Raw genomic sequence first — 13,876 nt, 5'->3', positions numbered from 1 at the left:
CATGACCGGCGACGACAGCAGGCGCACCGCGTGGGAGGCCAAGACGGCGTGGCCGTTGCTCGTCGCCAGTGTGCTGTTCCTGGTCGCGTACTCGTGGTCGATCCTGCAGCCGTCGCGGCCGGCGTGGTTTGGTGCGCTGCTTTCCGTGGTGCTGTTCGCAGTGTGGGCGGCGTTCTTCGTCGACTATGTCGTGCGGCTCAGCCTGAGCGCGCGGAAGTGGTTGTTCGTCCGGACGAACCTGATCGACCTGGCTTCTGTGCTGTTCCCTGTCGCGCGGCCGTTCCGGCTGCTGCGGGAGCTTCACCGCATCCCGTTGCTGCGCGGCCGGTCTCCCGCCCACGTTCGCCGGAGGGTGCTGATCGTCGCCGCCTCGACCGTGGTGATGTTCGTCTACGTCATCTCCCTCGCGGTCTATCAGCAGGAACGGTATGCGCCAGGAGCCACGATCCTGAGCTTCGGCGACTCGGTGTGGTGGGCGTGCGTCACGATGGCGACGGTCGGCTACGGCGACTACGTCCCCGTGACCGTGCCAGGCCGCATCCTGGCGGTCATCCTGATGATGGGCGGCATCGCGATCGTCGGAACGGCGAGCGCCACGATCGTCTCGTACATCACCGAGCAGACGCAGCGGCTCCGGCCGCGGGACGACCACGCGCACGACCAGCACGACCAGCCCGACCGCGACCCTGAGCGCGGCGACCAGGAGCCCACCACCAGGCGCTGATTCCGCCAGGCGCTGATTCCCGCAGGCGTCAGGCGTCGGGCTTCCGGGTGACGGCCGCGCCGCCGATGGCCGCGCCGCCGATGGCCGCGCCGCTCATCGCCCCGAGCATCGACGACAGATCGAGTCCGGTCAGGTCTTTGACCACCTTCGGGACCTCGCTCATCACCTGGCCGATGGTCTTGGTGACGGCTGATGCCCCGTCTGTGCTGATGACCGTGAGGTTGTCGATGTTCGCGAGCGGCTCTGAGACGGCGCGCGTGATCTCCGGCAGCCTGTCGATGATCTCGGACGCCAGCCCGGCGTCGCCGAACTTACGCAGCGCGTCGGCCTTCGCGTCCGTCGCCCGCGCCTCGGCGAGACCTTCGGCCTCGATCGCCGCGGCGCGCGCCTCGCCTTCCGCGCGGATACCGGCCGCGTGCGCGATCTGCCTGTCGCGCTCCGCCTCGCCCGCGAGACGAACGGACTCCGCGGCGGCCTGCGCATCCTGAACGGCGGCGACCTTGTTGGCCTCGGCGATCTTGGACCGCTTGTACGCGTCCGCTTCCGTCGCGGCGTTCGCCGCGTCGCGGCCGGCCTGCGCCCTCTGCACCGTCGCGTACGCGTCGGCCTCCGCCGGCTTGCGCACCTCGATGTCGAGCCGCTCCTGCTCGACCTTGGCCTTCTCGGCGAGCGCCTCCCGCTCCTGCTCCGCGACGAGACGCTGCTGCTCCGCCTGCGCGAGCTGCCCGGCCGCCTCGGCCTCCGCGTTGGCACGGTCGGTCTCCGCCTTGATCGCCGCCTGCTTGAGGCTGAGCGCTTTGTGCCGCTCCGCGATCTGCTCTGCAGCCTCGATGCGGGCGAACTCGCTCGCCCTGGCTGTCTCGACCTCCATGATCTCGGCGTTCTGCTTGGCGATGGCCGCCTCGGCGCGCCCGAGGTCCGCGAGGTAGTTGGCGCCGGGCGTGGAGATGTCGGAGATGTTCAAGATGTCGACCTGGAGGCCCTGCTCCGCGAGGTCGACCTTGGTCGCCTCCACCACGGCCTCGGAGAGCGCGTTGCGGTCGGAGATGATCTCTTTCAGCGGCATGTTGCCGATGATCGACCGGAGCGATCCCTCCAGCGACTGCTGGATGATCTCGGTGAGCGAGCCTTGCTGCGACAGGAAGCGCTGGGCCGCACGGCGCACCCCCTCTGGCGTTCCGGATACCTTGAAGTTCACGCTCGCCTGGATGGCGACCTTGATGAAGTTGGTGTCGACGCCCTCGACGACGATCCCGATCTGGCGCTGTTCGAGGGAGATCGTGAAGCCCTGCTGCAGGATCGGCCAGATGAAGACGCGGCCGCCGATGACGACCCGCTGCCCCTGCTCGTGCTCGGCGACCTTGGCGGCGCCGGCTCCCCTGCCGACGATGACCAGCGCCTCATTGGGAGCCACCCGGCGGATGCGGCTCGAGATGAAGATGAAGACGGCGAGGACGGCGACCACGATCGCCACGACAGCGATGACGGTGATGCCGGAGGCGTCGAGGAACATGATGGTGCTTCTTCCTGGCTTTCTGGGTGCGATCTCGGCGGGAAAGGGGATGCGGCGGCGCCGCTCAGGCGTGCTCGACTTTGACGCGAGCGCCATGGGAGGCGACGACCCGGATGGACGCTCCCGCGGTGATCTCGGCGTCGGCGAACGCCATCCGCGTCTCCACCTCGTGCGGGCCGCTCAGGCTCACCTCGCCGCTCGTCGGGGTGATCCTCGTGCGCGCGACGCCGTACAGCCCGCTCGGATCGGTCGGCACCACGTCTTCCGTACTCCGGAACCGGGCGACCAGGAGCTGCACGATGACGAGCGACACCAGGCCGAGCACCGCAGCCGACACATACGCCACCCAGCTCGGCAGGCCGTTGGCGACGACGATCACCCCGGATGCGCCGAAGAACGTTCCGCCGACGCCGAGCGCCGTCCCAGACAGTGCTCCGTCGAGCAGGCTGAGCAGCTCGCCGAACAGCATCGAAATCAGCAGCAGCGTCAGCGCCGCTCCGCCGACGATCACGAAGACCAGCACGTCTCCCTCACCCCCATAGACATACTCCGTATCTTACACGCCAGATTCGGCGGGGGCCAGCGGCCTAGACGGACCGTGCAACCGGTTCGCGCCACCTCGCCGGTCCGCGTAACACAGCCACCATCCCCCGCGCGGTCAGACAGTATGGACACATGGAGTGGCAGACATCCGCCGACACGGCCCCGTCGAGTTTCATCACGGACGCCCAAGCGAGGTCGCTCCTCGGCAAGCCCCCGGCGAGCGGGGCGTGGAAGGAGTCCGACCCGGCAGGGTCGCGGTCGTTCGCCGGAATCGGCGCGTTCGACTTCGAGAGCGGGGAGCGCATCCCGTATGTGCGGGTGGCGTACGAGACCTGGGGAACGCTCTCCGAGGAACGGGACAACGCCGTGCTCGTGCTGCACGCGCTCACCGGCGACAGCCACGCCGTCGGCTCCGCGGGCCCCGGGCACCCGACCGCCGGCTGGTGGCAGGGGATCATCGGCCCTGGCAAGGCGATCGACACGGACCAGTTCTTCGTCGTCGTCCCGAACATGCTCGGAGGGTGTCAGGGCACGACGGGTCCGGCATCCATCGCCCCGGACGGCACGGAGTGGGGTCCACGGTTCCCGTTCACGAGCATCCGGGACCAGGTGAACGCGCAGGCCGCCTTCGCCGACGTGCTCGGCATCGCGCGCTGGGCGGGTGTCGTCGGCGGTTCGATGGGCGGGATGCAGGCGCTCGAGTGGGCGGTCAGCTACCCGGAGCGCGTGGCCAGGCTCGCGGTCATCGCCGCACCGCCGTACTCGACGGCCGACCAGATCGCGCTCAACTCCGTTCAGATCGAGGCTGTGCGCACCGACCCGCTGTTCCGCGGCGGTCTCTACTACGACGCAGGAGACGGGAACGGCCCGCACCAGGGGCTCGCGCTCGCCCGCCGCATGGCGCTCATCAACTACCGCAGCCCTTCGGAGCTCAACGAGCGGTTCGAGCGCTCCTGGCAGAGCGAGATCAGCCCGCTCGGCCACAACGGACGGTTCGCTGTGGAGTCATACCTCGACTTCCACGGCAACAAGTTCACCAGGCGGTTCGACGCGAACAGCTACATCGTGCTGGTGCAGGCGATGAACTCGCACGACGTCGGCCGGGGCCGCGGAGGTCTCGACACCGCCCTGGCGCGCGTCACAGCGCGCACGCTGGTGGTCGGCATCGACAGCGACCGGCTGTTCCCCGTCGAAGGCCAGGAGAAGATCGCGGCGCGCCTCCCGTCCACCATCGACGGAACAGAGCCCGTCGTAATAGAGTCGGATTTCGGGCATGACGGTTTCCTCATCGAGGACGATGCCGTGAGCGAGCAGCTACGTAGGCTCTTCGCCGCCTGAGCGGAACGGAGGAGAATGTCGCGCATCCAGAAGGAGCGTGATCGACTCCTCACCATCACCGCGAGGAACGTCGGCCTCACGGCCACAGCGACGACCCTGCTCTGCCTCAGCATTCCCGGCACGCTGCCGCTCCCCCTGTACCTGGCGTCGATCGTGCTGCTCGCGTGCCTCGCGTACTCCCAGTTCCAGCTCGCGACACTGACGCACACGACCGTGTGGGTGGTGGTGATCGTCGTCTCCGGCGCCGCCATCATCCTGCTGAACCTGCTTCCCGGCACACCGCTCGGCGCACCGGCGCTGAGTGCGGTCGGGATGATCGGGGGCGCCGCCGTCGCGAGCGTCGCGATCCCCACGGTGACGTCGCGCGGTCTGGTCGGGCTGCTGATCTGCGCCTCCGTCGTCACGCTCGCCGCCGAGTCCGCCACCCTCATCCTGAGCGGTTCGCAGCTCGCCGAGCCGCTCATGTTCACCGTCGCAGGCTGGGTCGCGCTGACCGCGACGGGCGTGTGGCTCTCCCGCACCGTGCCCCGTACGCTGACCCGCATTTCGACGATGAGCCGCGCATACCGTGTGGAACGCCAGGCATCAGAGACGGAGGCGCGGCGCCGTCAGGGCGCGCGACTGCTGCACGACACGGTGCTCGCGACGCTCACGCTGCTCGCACACTCCGGAGTCGGCGTGAGCGCCGGCGCCCTTCGCGAGCAGGCGGGAGAGGATGCGGCTCTGCTGCGGCAACTGCGCCTCGGCTTCACCCCGGACCCGACCCGCTCCGGAGACTACAAGCTCAAGCCCGTCGAGGAGTCCACGCTCGGCAACACGCTCGAATCGGTCAAGCAGCGCTTCCGCAGGATGGGCCTGGAAGTCAACTGGCACGGCTCAGGGCAGGTGCTGCTGCCGAGCGACATCCTCGACGCGTTCCTGCTCGCCCTCGGCGAGTGCCTGGAGAACGTGCGCAGGCACTCCGGCGTCAACGAGGCGCACGTCACGATCACCGACGACGAGACGACCGTGCGTGCGATGGTCACCGACGCCGGCAAGGGCTTCGACGTGAGCGCCATCGAGCACGGCAGGCTCGGCTTCACCGAGTCGATCGTGGCCAGGTTGCGCGATGTCGGAGGCAACGCGCGCCTGTTCTCCTCCCCCGGCAGCGGAACCACCGTCGTCCTCGAGGTGCCGAAATGAGCCACGTGACCGAACAGACCGCGCCCCGCCGCATCGGAAGCGACAGCGAACGGGATGCGCTCGGTCGCGCCAGGCTCGACATCGGCTTCAACGTCGCCGCCTTCGCGCTCATCGCGTTCCAGTTCGCCGTGATGCTCATGAACCTGGGCAGGTACACCGCGCTCCCGCTCACGCTGATCGCGTGGACGGGGCTGCTCATCACCCTGGTGGTCGCCGTCGTCGTGCGACCCCGGCTGCCGGACGAGCTCCCCGACTGGATGTTCTACACCGCCATCGGGATCTGGACGGCGGTCGTCCTGCTCGACATCGTCGGCATCTGGGGTCCTGGCGACACGGGGGCGCAGCCGACAGCGGCCGTCGCCGTCGGCTCCGCCCTCCTGCTCTGCGTGGCCGCGCGTCCGCCGTCGGACATCGTCATTGCATCCATCACCCTCGGCGTCGTGCTCGCCGCCGCCTTCGCGCTCCGCGGCCAGCACGACCTCGCCGCGCTCGGACCGGCGTTCGTCACCATCGCGCTGAGCGTCGCCCCTCCGCTTCTCGGGGTGCAGATCGTGCGCTCGCTGCGCACGCTCATCCAGTTGGAGCTCGACCTGGTGCAGGTGCAGAGCACGGTGTCGTCTCCCGGGTACGCGGTCGGGATGCTCGCCTCGGAGGAGCTCGCCCGCCTCGACCTCGCCGCGGAGCGCCTTCTCGACGGGGTCGCGAGCGGCCGCACCTCGCTTCCCCTCGACGAAGAGACGGCATCGGCAGCGTCGAGCATCGCGACCGAGCTGCGGCTCCATCTCATCCAGGGTCGCAAGGAGACCTGGCTCTACCACGCCGTCACGGAGTCCGCGCTGCTCGGCCCCGCCGTCGCGCTCACGGACAGCGAGGGTCTCGCCGCCGCGCTGACCCGCGACCAGCGCGACGGGCTGCTCACCGCGGTGTGGCTGCTGATCAGCGATCCCGTCCGCCAGGGAGCATCCCAGCCGCGCAGTTTGACGCTCGACCTGGCGCGTCCCAGCGCGCCAGAGCGAGGCGACCCCAATCCGGGTGCCAGAATATCGATCGTGATATCGACCACTGGTGTGCCGCGAAACGGAGTGGACCCTGCCGCGTGGCAAGCTATCCGTAAAGTGGGCCGCTACGTCGAGACCTTCGCAGGGTCGACGCTGCGCATCGAGATCACCAGTGTGAGCGACAGCTCAGCAGATCTTGCCTGACAGCAGCACTGTCGGCTCTCTCTACCGTGAAGAAAGGCAGCCCGTGACCGAGGCACCTCCCATCAGAATCGCGATCGTCGACGATCACAAGATGCTGCTCGGCGCCCTGACCGAATGGATCCGCAACGCCGCGGACGACATCCGGATGGTCGCAGCCGTGGCGAGCTGGCCTGAGCTGCTCACGCATCCCGAGTTCCCGGTGGATGTGGTCCTTCTCGACCTGGATCTCAAAGACAACATCCCGGTGTCGCTCAAGCTGTCGACCCTCAAGACCACGGGCGTTCGCACGGTGCTGATGAGCACGTACTCCGAGCCTGCTGTCGTGCGCGAGGCCATTGCGGCCGGTGCGCTCGGCTACCTGGTGAAGAGTGAGGACGCGGAGATGATCGTCGAGGCGATCCGCGCAGCCCGCAAGGGCGAGTCGTTCATCTCGGCAGAGCTCGACCTCGCCCTCAACTCCGGCGAGGTCGGCGGAGCGCCCAAGCTGAGCGCGCAGGAGCGCCGCGTGATGGCGCTGTACGGCGCAGGCGAGCCGGTGAAGGCCGTCGCCTTCCAGCTCGGCATCTCCGACGAGACGGCGAAGAGCTACCTCAAGCGCATCCGCGAGAAGTACCGCGTGGCAGGGTACGACGTCGGCACGAAGGTCGCGCTCCGCAAGCGCGCCATCCAGGACGGCATCCTGCTGCAGAACGACTAGCCCCACCATGCCAGGCACGGCCGGCACCGCTCGGGATGTGCTCGCCGAGCTGTCGGCGCTCGAAGACCCGCGGGTCCGCGCGGTCAACGAACGCCACGGCGACGACCACGGAGTCAATCTCAGCAAGCTGCGCGGCGTCGCGAAGCGCGCGGGGACGGACCAGGCTCTCGCCGTCGAGCTGTGGGACACCGGAGACACCGCCGCCCGGCTGGTCGCGATCCTGGTCGGCCGTCCCCGCGAGTACACGGCTGCCGCACTGGATGCGATGCTCCGCGAAGCCCGCGTGCCCAAGGTGCACGACTGGCTCATCTCCTCGGTGGTGAAGAAGAGCCCGCACGTCGAGGACCTGCGGACGGCGTGGTTCGCCTCCGACGACCCCGTGGTGGCGAGCGCCGGCTGGACCCTGACGAGCGACCGCGTGGCCAAGAACCCGGTCGGCCTCGACCTGTCCGGCCTCCTCGACACCATCGAGGCGGAGCTGAAGGACGCACCTGACCGCCTGCAGTGGTCGATGAACGAGTGCCTGGCGACCATCGGCATCCACGATCCGGGCCTGCGCGCCAGGGCTATCGCGATCGGCGAGCGCCTCGAAGTCCTCAAGGACTACCCGACGCCGCCCGGCTGCACGTCCCCGTACGCGCCGCTCTGGATCGCGGAGCTCGTCCGCCGCCGCGAGCCGGCATAGGCGCGCCCGGGCATCCGCCGCACCCGCGCCGCCCGGAGTCTCCTTCCGAACGGAGAAACCGGTCAATGGATGCGGTTCCTCCGTCCGGACGGAGATCGCGGCAGCGTGTTGCGCACGTTCTCCTGCGAAACCTCCGCCAGTCCTAAAACAGGAGCATCCGGCCGACGCGCCGTCGCGGACTCCGTTCGGACGGAGAAACCGGCGCGCCGGGCCTGGAACTCCGTTCGGAAGGAGATTTCGGACGGGGATGGGATAGGGCGGGGTGGGATGGGACGGGATGGGGCGGGGACGGGATGGGGGCGTCAGTCGATCGGGAGGGGGGCGGGACGCTGGGCGTGAACGACGCCGGTGTCGACGCCGCGGCGTTCGCGGGAGCGGTCGATCGAGAACGAGACGAGGGCGAGGGCGATGCCCGCGACGCACAGGATCGCGCCGACCACGATGGGCGACAGGTAGCCGAAGCCGGCCGCGATCGTGAGGCCGCCGAGGTAGGCGCCCGCCGCGTTGGCGATGTTGAGGGCCGAGTGGTTGAGGGCCGCCGCGATGGACTGGCTCTCGTGCGCCACATCCATCAGCCTGGTCTGGATGGTCGGAGACATCGCGCAGCAGGCTGCCGAGATCACGAACAGCGAGATCAGCAGGCCGACCACGTTCGACGCGGTGAAGTAGAGCGCGCCGAGGCCGAGGAGCAGGATCACGAAGAAGGCGAGCATCCCGGGTTTCAGCGCACGGTCGGCGACCCGTCCGCCGATCAAGTTGCCGACCGTCATGCCGAGGCCGATCAGGATCAGCACCAGCGGAACGGCCGACGGGCTGAGGCCGGTGATCGTGGTGACCATCGGGGCCACGTAGGTGTAGACGGCGAAGAACCCGCCGAAGCCGATCGCGCCGATGAGGAGCGCCAGCCACACCTGCAGGCGGCTGAACGCCTTCAGCTCGTTCGCCATGGTGGCCTTCGGGTTGCCCGGCTGCCAGGGGACCAGGGTCGCGACCGCCGCGAAGGTGAGCGCGAAGATCGCCGCGACGACGAGGTATGCGGCGCGCCAGCCGTGCGTCTGACCCAGCCAGGTGATGAGCGGGACACCGATGACGTTGGCGATGGTCAGGCCGGAGAGCACGAACGCGACGCCCTGGCCGCGCTTGCCTGGACCCATCAGGGAGGCGGCGACCAGGGATGCGATCCCGAAGTACGCCCCGTGCGGCAGGGCGCTGATGAAACGGGCGAGGAGCACGAGCTGGAAGGTGGGCGCGAGAGCCGACGCCACAGTGCCGAGGGTGAACGCGACGAGCAGCCAGAGCAGCAACTGCTTGCGCGGAAGCCGGGCGGCGAACGCCGCGATCGTCGGGGCACCGACCACCACGCCGAGCGCGTACGCGGAGATCGCCCAGCCGGCTTGGGCGTTCGCGTCGGACGGCGACGCTGCGTAGACGGCGGGCAGCAGGTCGTGCGCGATGTTGGGCAGCAGGCCCATCGCGACGAACTCGGTCGATCCGATGCCGAACCCGCCGAGGGCGAGCGCGAGCAGCGCGAGACGGGTGCGCGCGGGGGTCAGACGGGCAGTGGCGGTCGCAGCGGTCTCGGCGGCGCTCACGCGCGGGTTCCGTGGAGGGTGGGGTTCACCCGGTAAGCCTATATCGAATCGTTTCGACCGGCCACGCTGCCCCGCACCAGGTCGTCGCGGTCACCCAGCCGTTCGAGCTCGGTGAACAGGTCGTCGGAGACATCGGGCTCGGCGGACTCGCTCGCCTCGTCGTCGCCGTGCCCGGAGACACCGGCGCGGATCGCCCCGATCACGCCCACGATCACGAACCCGAGCAGAGGGCCGAGAATCAGGATCGCGACGACGGCGAACACCGGCCAGTACAGCACGAACGCCACGAAGATCGGCAGGACCCAGTCCGACGCCGTCACGGTCTCAGACCCCGCGGTCCAGGGCGGCTTCGAGCCGCTCGACCTTGCCGGCCAGCTCACCGGTGTGCCCGGGCCGGATGTCCGCTTTCAGCACGAGCGAGACCCTGGAGCCGAACGCGCCGACCGCCTCCGTCGCGCGTTTGACGACGTCGAAGACCTCGTCCCAGTCGCCCTCGATGGTGGTGAACATCGCATCCGTGTGGTTCGGCAGTCCGGATTCCCGCACGATCCGCACCGCGGCGGCGACGGCGTCGTGGACAGAGGCGTCCGCACCTTCTCCCCCACTCGGTGCGACAGAGAACGCGACCAGCATGTTTCCTCCTCTGCGCGGCCGCGATGAGCTCCGACCGCACCTACAGCCTAGCCACCGGGCTGACGGAGGGCTCCTCTTTCGGAGCACGGAACGGCCACGCGTGCTCCGGCAGCGCATCCGTGTCCGCCGCGGTTCCGCGAGGGCCACGCCACAGCGCCCAGATCGCCCAGCCGAGCACCACGAAGTACAGCAGGTTGCGCACCGTCAGCACAGCGACCATCCCGGTGTCCACGGCAAGCAGCCAGCCGTAGAGGTAGGGATAGATGAGCTGCGTGAGCGCCGCCGTGACGCTGACCAGGATGGCCGGGATGCGGAATCCGCGCCCCTGGTAGACCAGCCCGATCACCACCGGCACGGCCAGCCACGCAACGTACTGCGGCGAGCCGACCTTGTTGAACGCGATGAACGCGCTGACGAGCGCGAGCGACAGTTCCGGCAGGATGCGCGTCACCCGCGTCCCCCTGCGCACTGCCCGCACCCCGATCAGCGCGACGACGACGGCGCACACGGCGAGCAGAGGGTTCATCAGCGCGGCCGCCGTGACGCTGCCTGCGCCTGTCACCTGGAACGTGAGGATGTCCCTGTCGTAGTACACGACCGCATCCGGCACGTGGAGGGCGGCCTGCCACATCCAGATGGTGCTGACCGGCGCCTCGATCTGCAGCCCGCGACCGGTCTGAGCGGTGATGAAGCTGAACACGTGCATCCCTGCACCGAAGATGAGCGGGACGATGACGATCACGAGGCTGGTCACGGCGCCCGCGACCAGGATGCGCCACCGGCTGCGCAGCGCGATGACCGCCGCGACGATGAGCGCCGCCGGCCACACCTTGATCCAGGTGGCGACGGTGAGTGTGACGACGGCCGCACGCTCGTGCAGCATCAGCCAGAGCATTCCGACGATGGCGAGCGAGACGGAGACGGCGTCGAGCCTGCCGACCGCGATCGGGCCGAGCAGCAGCAGGAACGCGAGCCACCACCACGCTGCGGCGATGCGGCGACGCTCCCTACCGCCGATCAGCACGGCGAACGCTGCGGCGTCGAGCAGCAGCACCAGGGTGAGCCAGCCGCCCGTGTAGTTGTCCGCGCCGAAGAGCAGGGGAAGCATGATCGGCACCAGAGCGGCGAACGGGTACACCCAGTCCGCCTGCACGCCGACGATGGAGGTGCCCTGGGCCGCCAGTTGCGCCCACGGCTTGTAGACCAGGAATACGTCACCGAGACCCATCCCGTCGCCGTAGAGGGCGAGCCAGCCGAGCACGAGGTGCACGACCAGGAAGGCGATCCAGAGGCTCAGCGGGCTGGCTGCGACACGGCGGACCGCGCTCGGGGACGCCGGAGCCGGAGCCTGTGCTGCCTCGATCCCCATGCGGTCATCGTAGCGGGCAGTGCAGGCCGGGAGATGAACGGTGGGGCGCACCGCCGACCGCCCAGGCACCCCATCGGACTCTCTCAGGAAGAGGACATGCCCACTCCCTAATCTCGATGACATGTCACCGTTGAAGACCTCGTCGAAAGTCTGGATCGGCGTCGCTGCCGGAGTCGTCGTGCTCGGCGTCGCGGCGGCCATCGCTGGCCCGTACGTCTACCGCGACCTGATCTCCGGCCCTCCGGCGGCCGTCCCGACGATCGCGCTCACCGCCGATCCGGATGCGAAGACCACCATCGACACGTCCGATCTGAGCGGCGCGTGGTCGGTCGGCGATTCGTCGTTCGCAGGATACCGCGTCAAGGAGGTCCTGAACGGCGTGGATGTGACGGTCACCGGCCGCACGGAGAAGGTGACAGGAGACCTCACGGTGGACGGCCTCACCCTGACTGCCGCGAAAGTGACAGTGGATGTGGCGAGCATCGCCACCGACGAACCCGCGCGCGACAGCTACTTCCGCTCGACGGCCTTGCAGACCGGCACCTTCCCGGAGGCCACGTTCACGCTCACCGAGCCGGTCACGGCGGAAGGGACCCCGGCGTCCGGCGCGGTCCAATCCTTGAAGGCGACAGGCGAACTCACGCTGCACGGGGTCACCAAGACCGTGACGGCCGATCTCCAGGTGGCGCTGAACGGCAATGGGGGGAAGCTGACGGGGAGCATCCCGATCACGTTCTCCGACTTCGGCGTCGAGGCTCCGAGCCTCGGCTTCGTGACGGTGGAGAAGACCGGGTCCGTCGAGTTCCTGCTGAACCTGCAGAAGGGCTGACCCCTCAGTCCCCGTTCGTGTCCTGGCGATTCGCGAGCATTTCCCTGACCGCATCCGGGAGCGCGTCGGCGATGTCCAGCGCGACGATCGGCCCTCCCCTGGACGCCAGCTCGCCCGCCCTGCCGTGCAGGTACGCCGCCGTGGCAGCCAGCGCGGCGAGAGTGGATGCCGGTGCGTCCGCGATCTCATCGGCGTGCGTGGCGACGAGGGCGCCGAGCACGCCGCCCAGCACATCGCCGCTGCCCGCGGTGGCCAGCCAGGCCGGCCCGGCCGTCACCGCGTAGCGCGCTCCGCCCGGCGCAGCGACATAGGTGGTGTGCCCCTTGAGCAGCACGGTCACACCGAGGCTGTCGCTCGCGCGCGCCGCCCAGGCCGCAGGGTCGGAGGCGATGTCGGCTGCGGTGACCGCATCCGGGTCGTCGTCGGCTGCCCCGGCAATGACCCCGGCGAGCTCGCGGAAGTGCGGGGTGATGACGACGGGGCCGGTGGCGCGGCCGACGAGGTCGAGCGCGCCCGCGTCGACGACGACGGGAACTCCGTCGGCGAGCGCCGTGTGAAGGCGGTGTGCGTCGTCGGCAGGCCGCTGGGTCGCATCCATGCCGGAGCCGATGAGCCACGCCTGCACTCTGCCGGGCGCCGTGACCGCCTCCGGTCGTCTGCGCAGGACCTCTTCCGCCGCACCCTTCGCGCCGAGGTATCTGATCATCCCGAGCCCGGTGCGCGCCGCCGCCTCGACGCCGAGGACGGCCGCGCCGGGGTAGAGGTCGGAGCCGGTGACCACGCCGAGCACCCCGCGCGTGTACTTATCGCTGGCCGTGCCTGGCACGGCGATCCAGCGCTCACTCTCCACAGCTCCCCAGCTCTGCCAGTTGTCCACTGTTCCTCCGTCCGCCACCGAGCGCTCGCTCACTCCACGATAGGTTCATAGGCGAGGAAAGAGGTCGGTTTCATGGGTATCAGCATCCCGGGCAAGGTCATCGTGTTCGACTACGGCGAGGTCATCTCGACCACGCCGTCCGAGGCGGATCGCGAGCATCTCGCCGGTCTGGCCGGCGGGGACGCCGACGTGTTCTGGCCCGCATACTGGCGGCATCGCGACGCGCTCGATCAGGGCACGATGAGCATCCAGCAGTATTGGAGGGGCATCGAGCGCGAGCTGGGCGAGCAGTGGGGGGATGCGAAGATCCACCGGCTCTGGCTGGCCGATTTCCGAAGCTGGCTGAGCATCGACCACGACACGCTGGATGTGCTGGTCGACCTGCACGACGGTGGCACGCGCATGGCACTGCTCTCCAACGCCGGGCGCGACTTCGGCTCGTACTTCCGTCACGGCACCCTGGGCGATCTGTTCGAGCAGGTGTTCGTCAGCGGCGAGCTCGGCACCATCAAGCCGAGCGCCGACATCTTCGAGCACGTGATGCGCGAGCTCGGCGTCGGGCCGGCCCAGATGGTCTTCATCGACAACAAGGAGATCAATGTGCGCGGGGCCGAAGCCCTCGGCATCGCGGGACACGTCTTCACCTCCGCGTCCGATCTACGGGCATATCTCGAAGCATTGGCGGCTTAGAA

The 13,876-nt window shown here is 69.1% G+C and carries 15 protein-coding genes; 8 read left to right on the top strand and 7 right to left on the bottom strand.

All coding sequences use genetic code 11. From position 1 onward, the window contains the following. Position 1 precedes the first annotated feature (1 nt). The gene (locus ACYVGI_RS17105) at positions 2-724 is read left to right on the top strand and encodes a potassium channel family protein (RefSeq protein WP_460633785.1); all 723 of its coding nucleotides are present in this window, start codon (positions 2-4) and stop codon (positions 722-724) included. Positions 725-752: 28 nt separating this feature from the next. Here the strand turns inward: ACYVGI_RS17105 and ACYVGI_RS17100 are convergent, their stop codons facing one another. Both ACYVGI_RS17100 and ACYVGI_RS17095 read right to left on the bottom strand, forming a co-directional pair. Further along, positions 753-2,237 (bottom strand): flotillin family protein, encoded by a 1,485-nt coding sequence (locus tag ACYVGI_RS17100; protein WP_460633784.1) that lies wholly within the window; start codon positions 2,235-2,237, stop codon positions 753-755. Positions 2,238-2,301: 64 nt separating this feature from the next. Beyond that, complete coding sequence (locus tag ACYVGI_RS17095; protein WP_460633783.1) at positions 2,302-2,760, bottom strand: NfeD family protein; 459 nt, start codon at positions 2,758-2,760, stop codon at positions 2,302-2,304. A 152-nt stretch (positions 2,761-2,912) separates the two neighbouring features. Here ACYVGI_RS17095 and metX point away from each other — a divergent pair, with 152 nt between their 5' ends. From metX to ACYVGI_RS17070, 5 genes are read left to right on the top strand one after another with little or no spacing between them, the layout of a single operon-like run. Continuing rightward, entirely contained in the window at positions 2,913-4,118 is a 1,206-nt protein-coding gene (gene metX, locus ACYVGI_RS17090; protein ID WP_460633782.1) for a homoserine O-acetyltransferase MetX, read from the top strand. 15 nt (positions 4,119-4,133) lie between these two features. Beyond that, a complete protein-coding gene (locus tag ACYVGI_RS17085) occupies positions 4,134-5,300 on the top strand; it encodes a sensor histidine kinase (RefSeq protein ID WP_460633781.1) in 1,167 nt (388 codons plus the stop codon). Beyond that, entirely contained in the window at positions 5,297-6,502 is a 1,206-nt protein-coding gene (locus ACYVGI_RS17080) for a hypothetical protein (RefSeq protein WP_460633780.1), read from the top strand. The genes ACYVGI_RS17085 and ACYVGI_RS17080 overlap by 4 nt, the downstream gene beginning before the upstream one ends. Before the next feature lie 43 nt (positions 6,503-6,545). Continuing rightward, on the top strand, positions 6,546-7,199 hold the full coding sequence (locus tag ACYVGI_RS17075; protein WP_085369978.1) for a response regulator: 654 nt from the start codon (positions 6,546-6,548) through the stop codon (positions 7,197-7,199). A gap of 7 nt (positions 7,200-7,206) precedes the next feature. Further along, the gene (locus tag ACYVGI_RS17070) at positions 7,207-7,884 is read left to right on the top strand and encodes a DNA alkylation repair protein (RefSeq protein ID WP_460633779.1); all 678 of its coding nucleotides are present in this window, start codon (positions 7,207-7,209) and stop codon (positions 7,882-7,884) included. Positions 7,885-8,186: 302 nt separating this feature from the next. Here the strand turns inward: ACYVGI_RS17070 and ACYVGI_RS17065 are convergent, their stop codons facing one another. From ACYVGI_RS17065 to ACYVGI_RS17050, 4 genes are read right to left on the bottom strand one after another with little or no spacing between them, the layout of a single operon-like run. Continuing rightward, positions 8,187-9,476 carry an MFS transporter gene (locus ACYVGI_RS17065; RefSeq protein WP_460633778.1) on the bottom strand — a complete coding sequence of 430 codons (1,290 nt, stop codon included), beginning with the start codon at positions 9,474-9,476 and terminating at the stop codon, positions 8,187-8,189. A 38-nt stretch (positions 9,477-9,514) separates the two neighbouring features. Continuing rightward, positions 9,515-9,796 carry a hypothetical protein gene (locus ACYVGI_RS17060; protein ID WP_460633777.1) on the bottom strand — a complete coding sequence of 94 codons (282 nt, stop codon included), beginning with the start codon at positions 9,794-9,796 and terminating at the stop codon, positions 9,515-9,517. A 4-nt stretch (positions 9,797-9,800) separates the two neighbouring features. Next, a complete protein-coding gene (locus tag ACYVGI_RS17055; protein ID WP_460633776.1) occupies positions 9,801-10,109 on the bottom strand; it encodes a thiamine-binding protein in 309 nt (102 codons plus the stop codon). 40 nt (positions 10,110-10,149) lie between these two features. Continuing rightward, positions 10,150-11,478 carry a hypothetical protein gene (locus ACYVGI_RS17050; protein WP_460633775.1) on the bottom strand — a complete coding sequence of 443 codons (1,329 nt, stop codon included), beginning with the start codon at positions 11,476-11,478 and terminating at the stop codon, positions 10,150-10,152. Between the two features lie 130 nt (positions 11,479-11,608). On the opposite strand from ACYVGI_RS17050, the gene ACYVGI_RS17045 reads away from it, so the two are divergent. Next, the gene (locus ACYVGI_RS17045; RefSeq protein WP_460633818.1) at positions 11,609-12,307 is read left to right on the top strand and encodes a YceI family protein; all 699 of its coding nucleotides are present in this window, start codon (positions 11,609-11,611) and stop codon (positions 12,305-12,307) included. A gap of 4 nt (positions 12,308-12,311) precedes the next feature. Here ACYVGI_RS17045 and ACYVGI_RS17040 read toward each other — a convergent pair whose 3' ends face one another. Then, the gene (locus ACYVGI_RS17040; protein ID WP_460633817.1) at positions 12,312-13,184 is read right to left on the bottom strand and encodes an ADP-dependent NAD(P)H-hydrate dehydratase; all 873 of its coding nucleotides are present in this window, start codon (positions 13,182-13,184) and stop codon (positions 12,312-12,314) included. Positions 13,185-13,256: 72 nt separating this feature from the next. On the opposite strand from ACYVGI_RS17040, the gene ACYVGI_RS17035 reads away from it, so the two are divergent. After that, entirely contained in the window at positions 13,257-13,874 is a 618-nt protein-coding gene (locus ACYVGI_RS17035; RefSeq protein WP_460633774.1) for an HAD family hydrolase, read from the top strand. The last annotated feature ends 2 nt before the right edge of the window (positions 13,875-13,876 follow it).

The sequence above is a fragment of the Leifsonia lichenia genome (assembly GCF_054780215.1).
The sequence above is the reverse complement of the archived record's forward strand: the minus strand, read 5'-3'. Positions and strand labels throughout refer to the sequence as shown.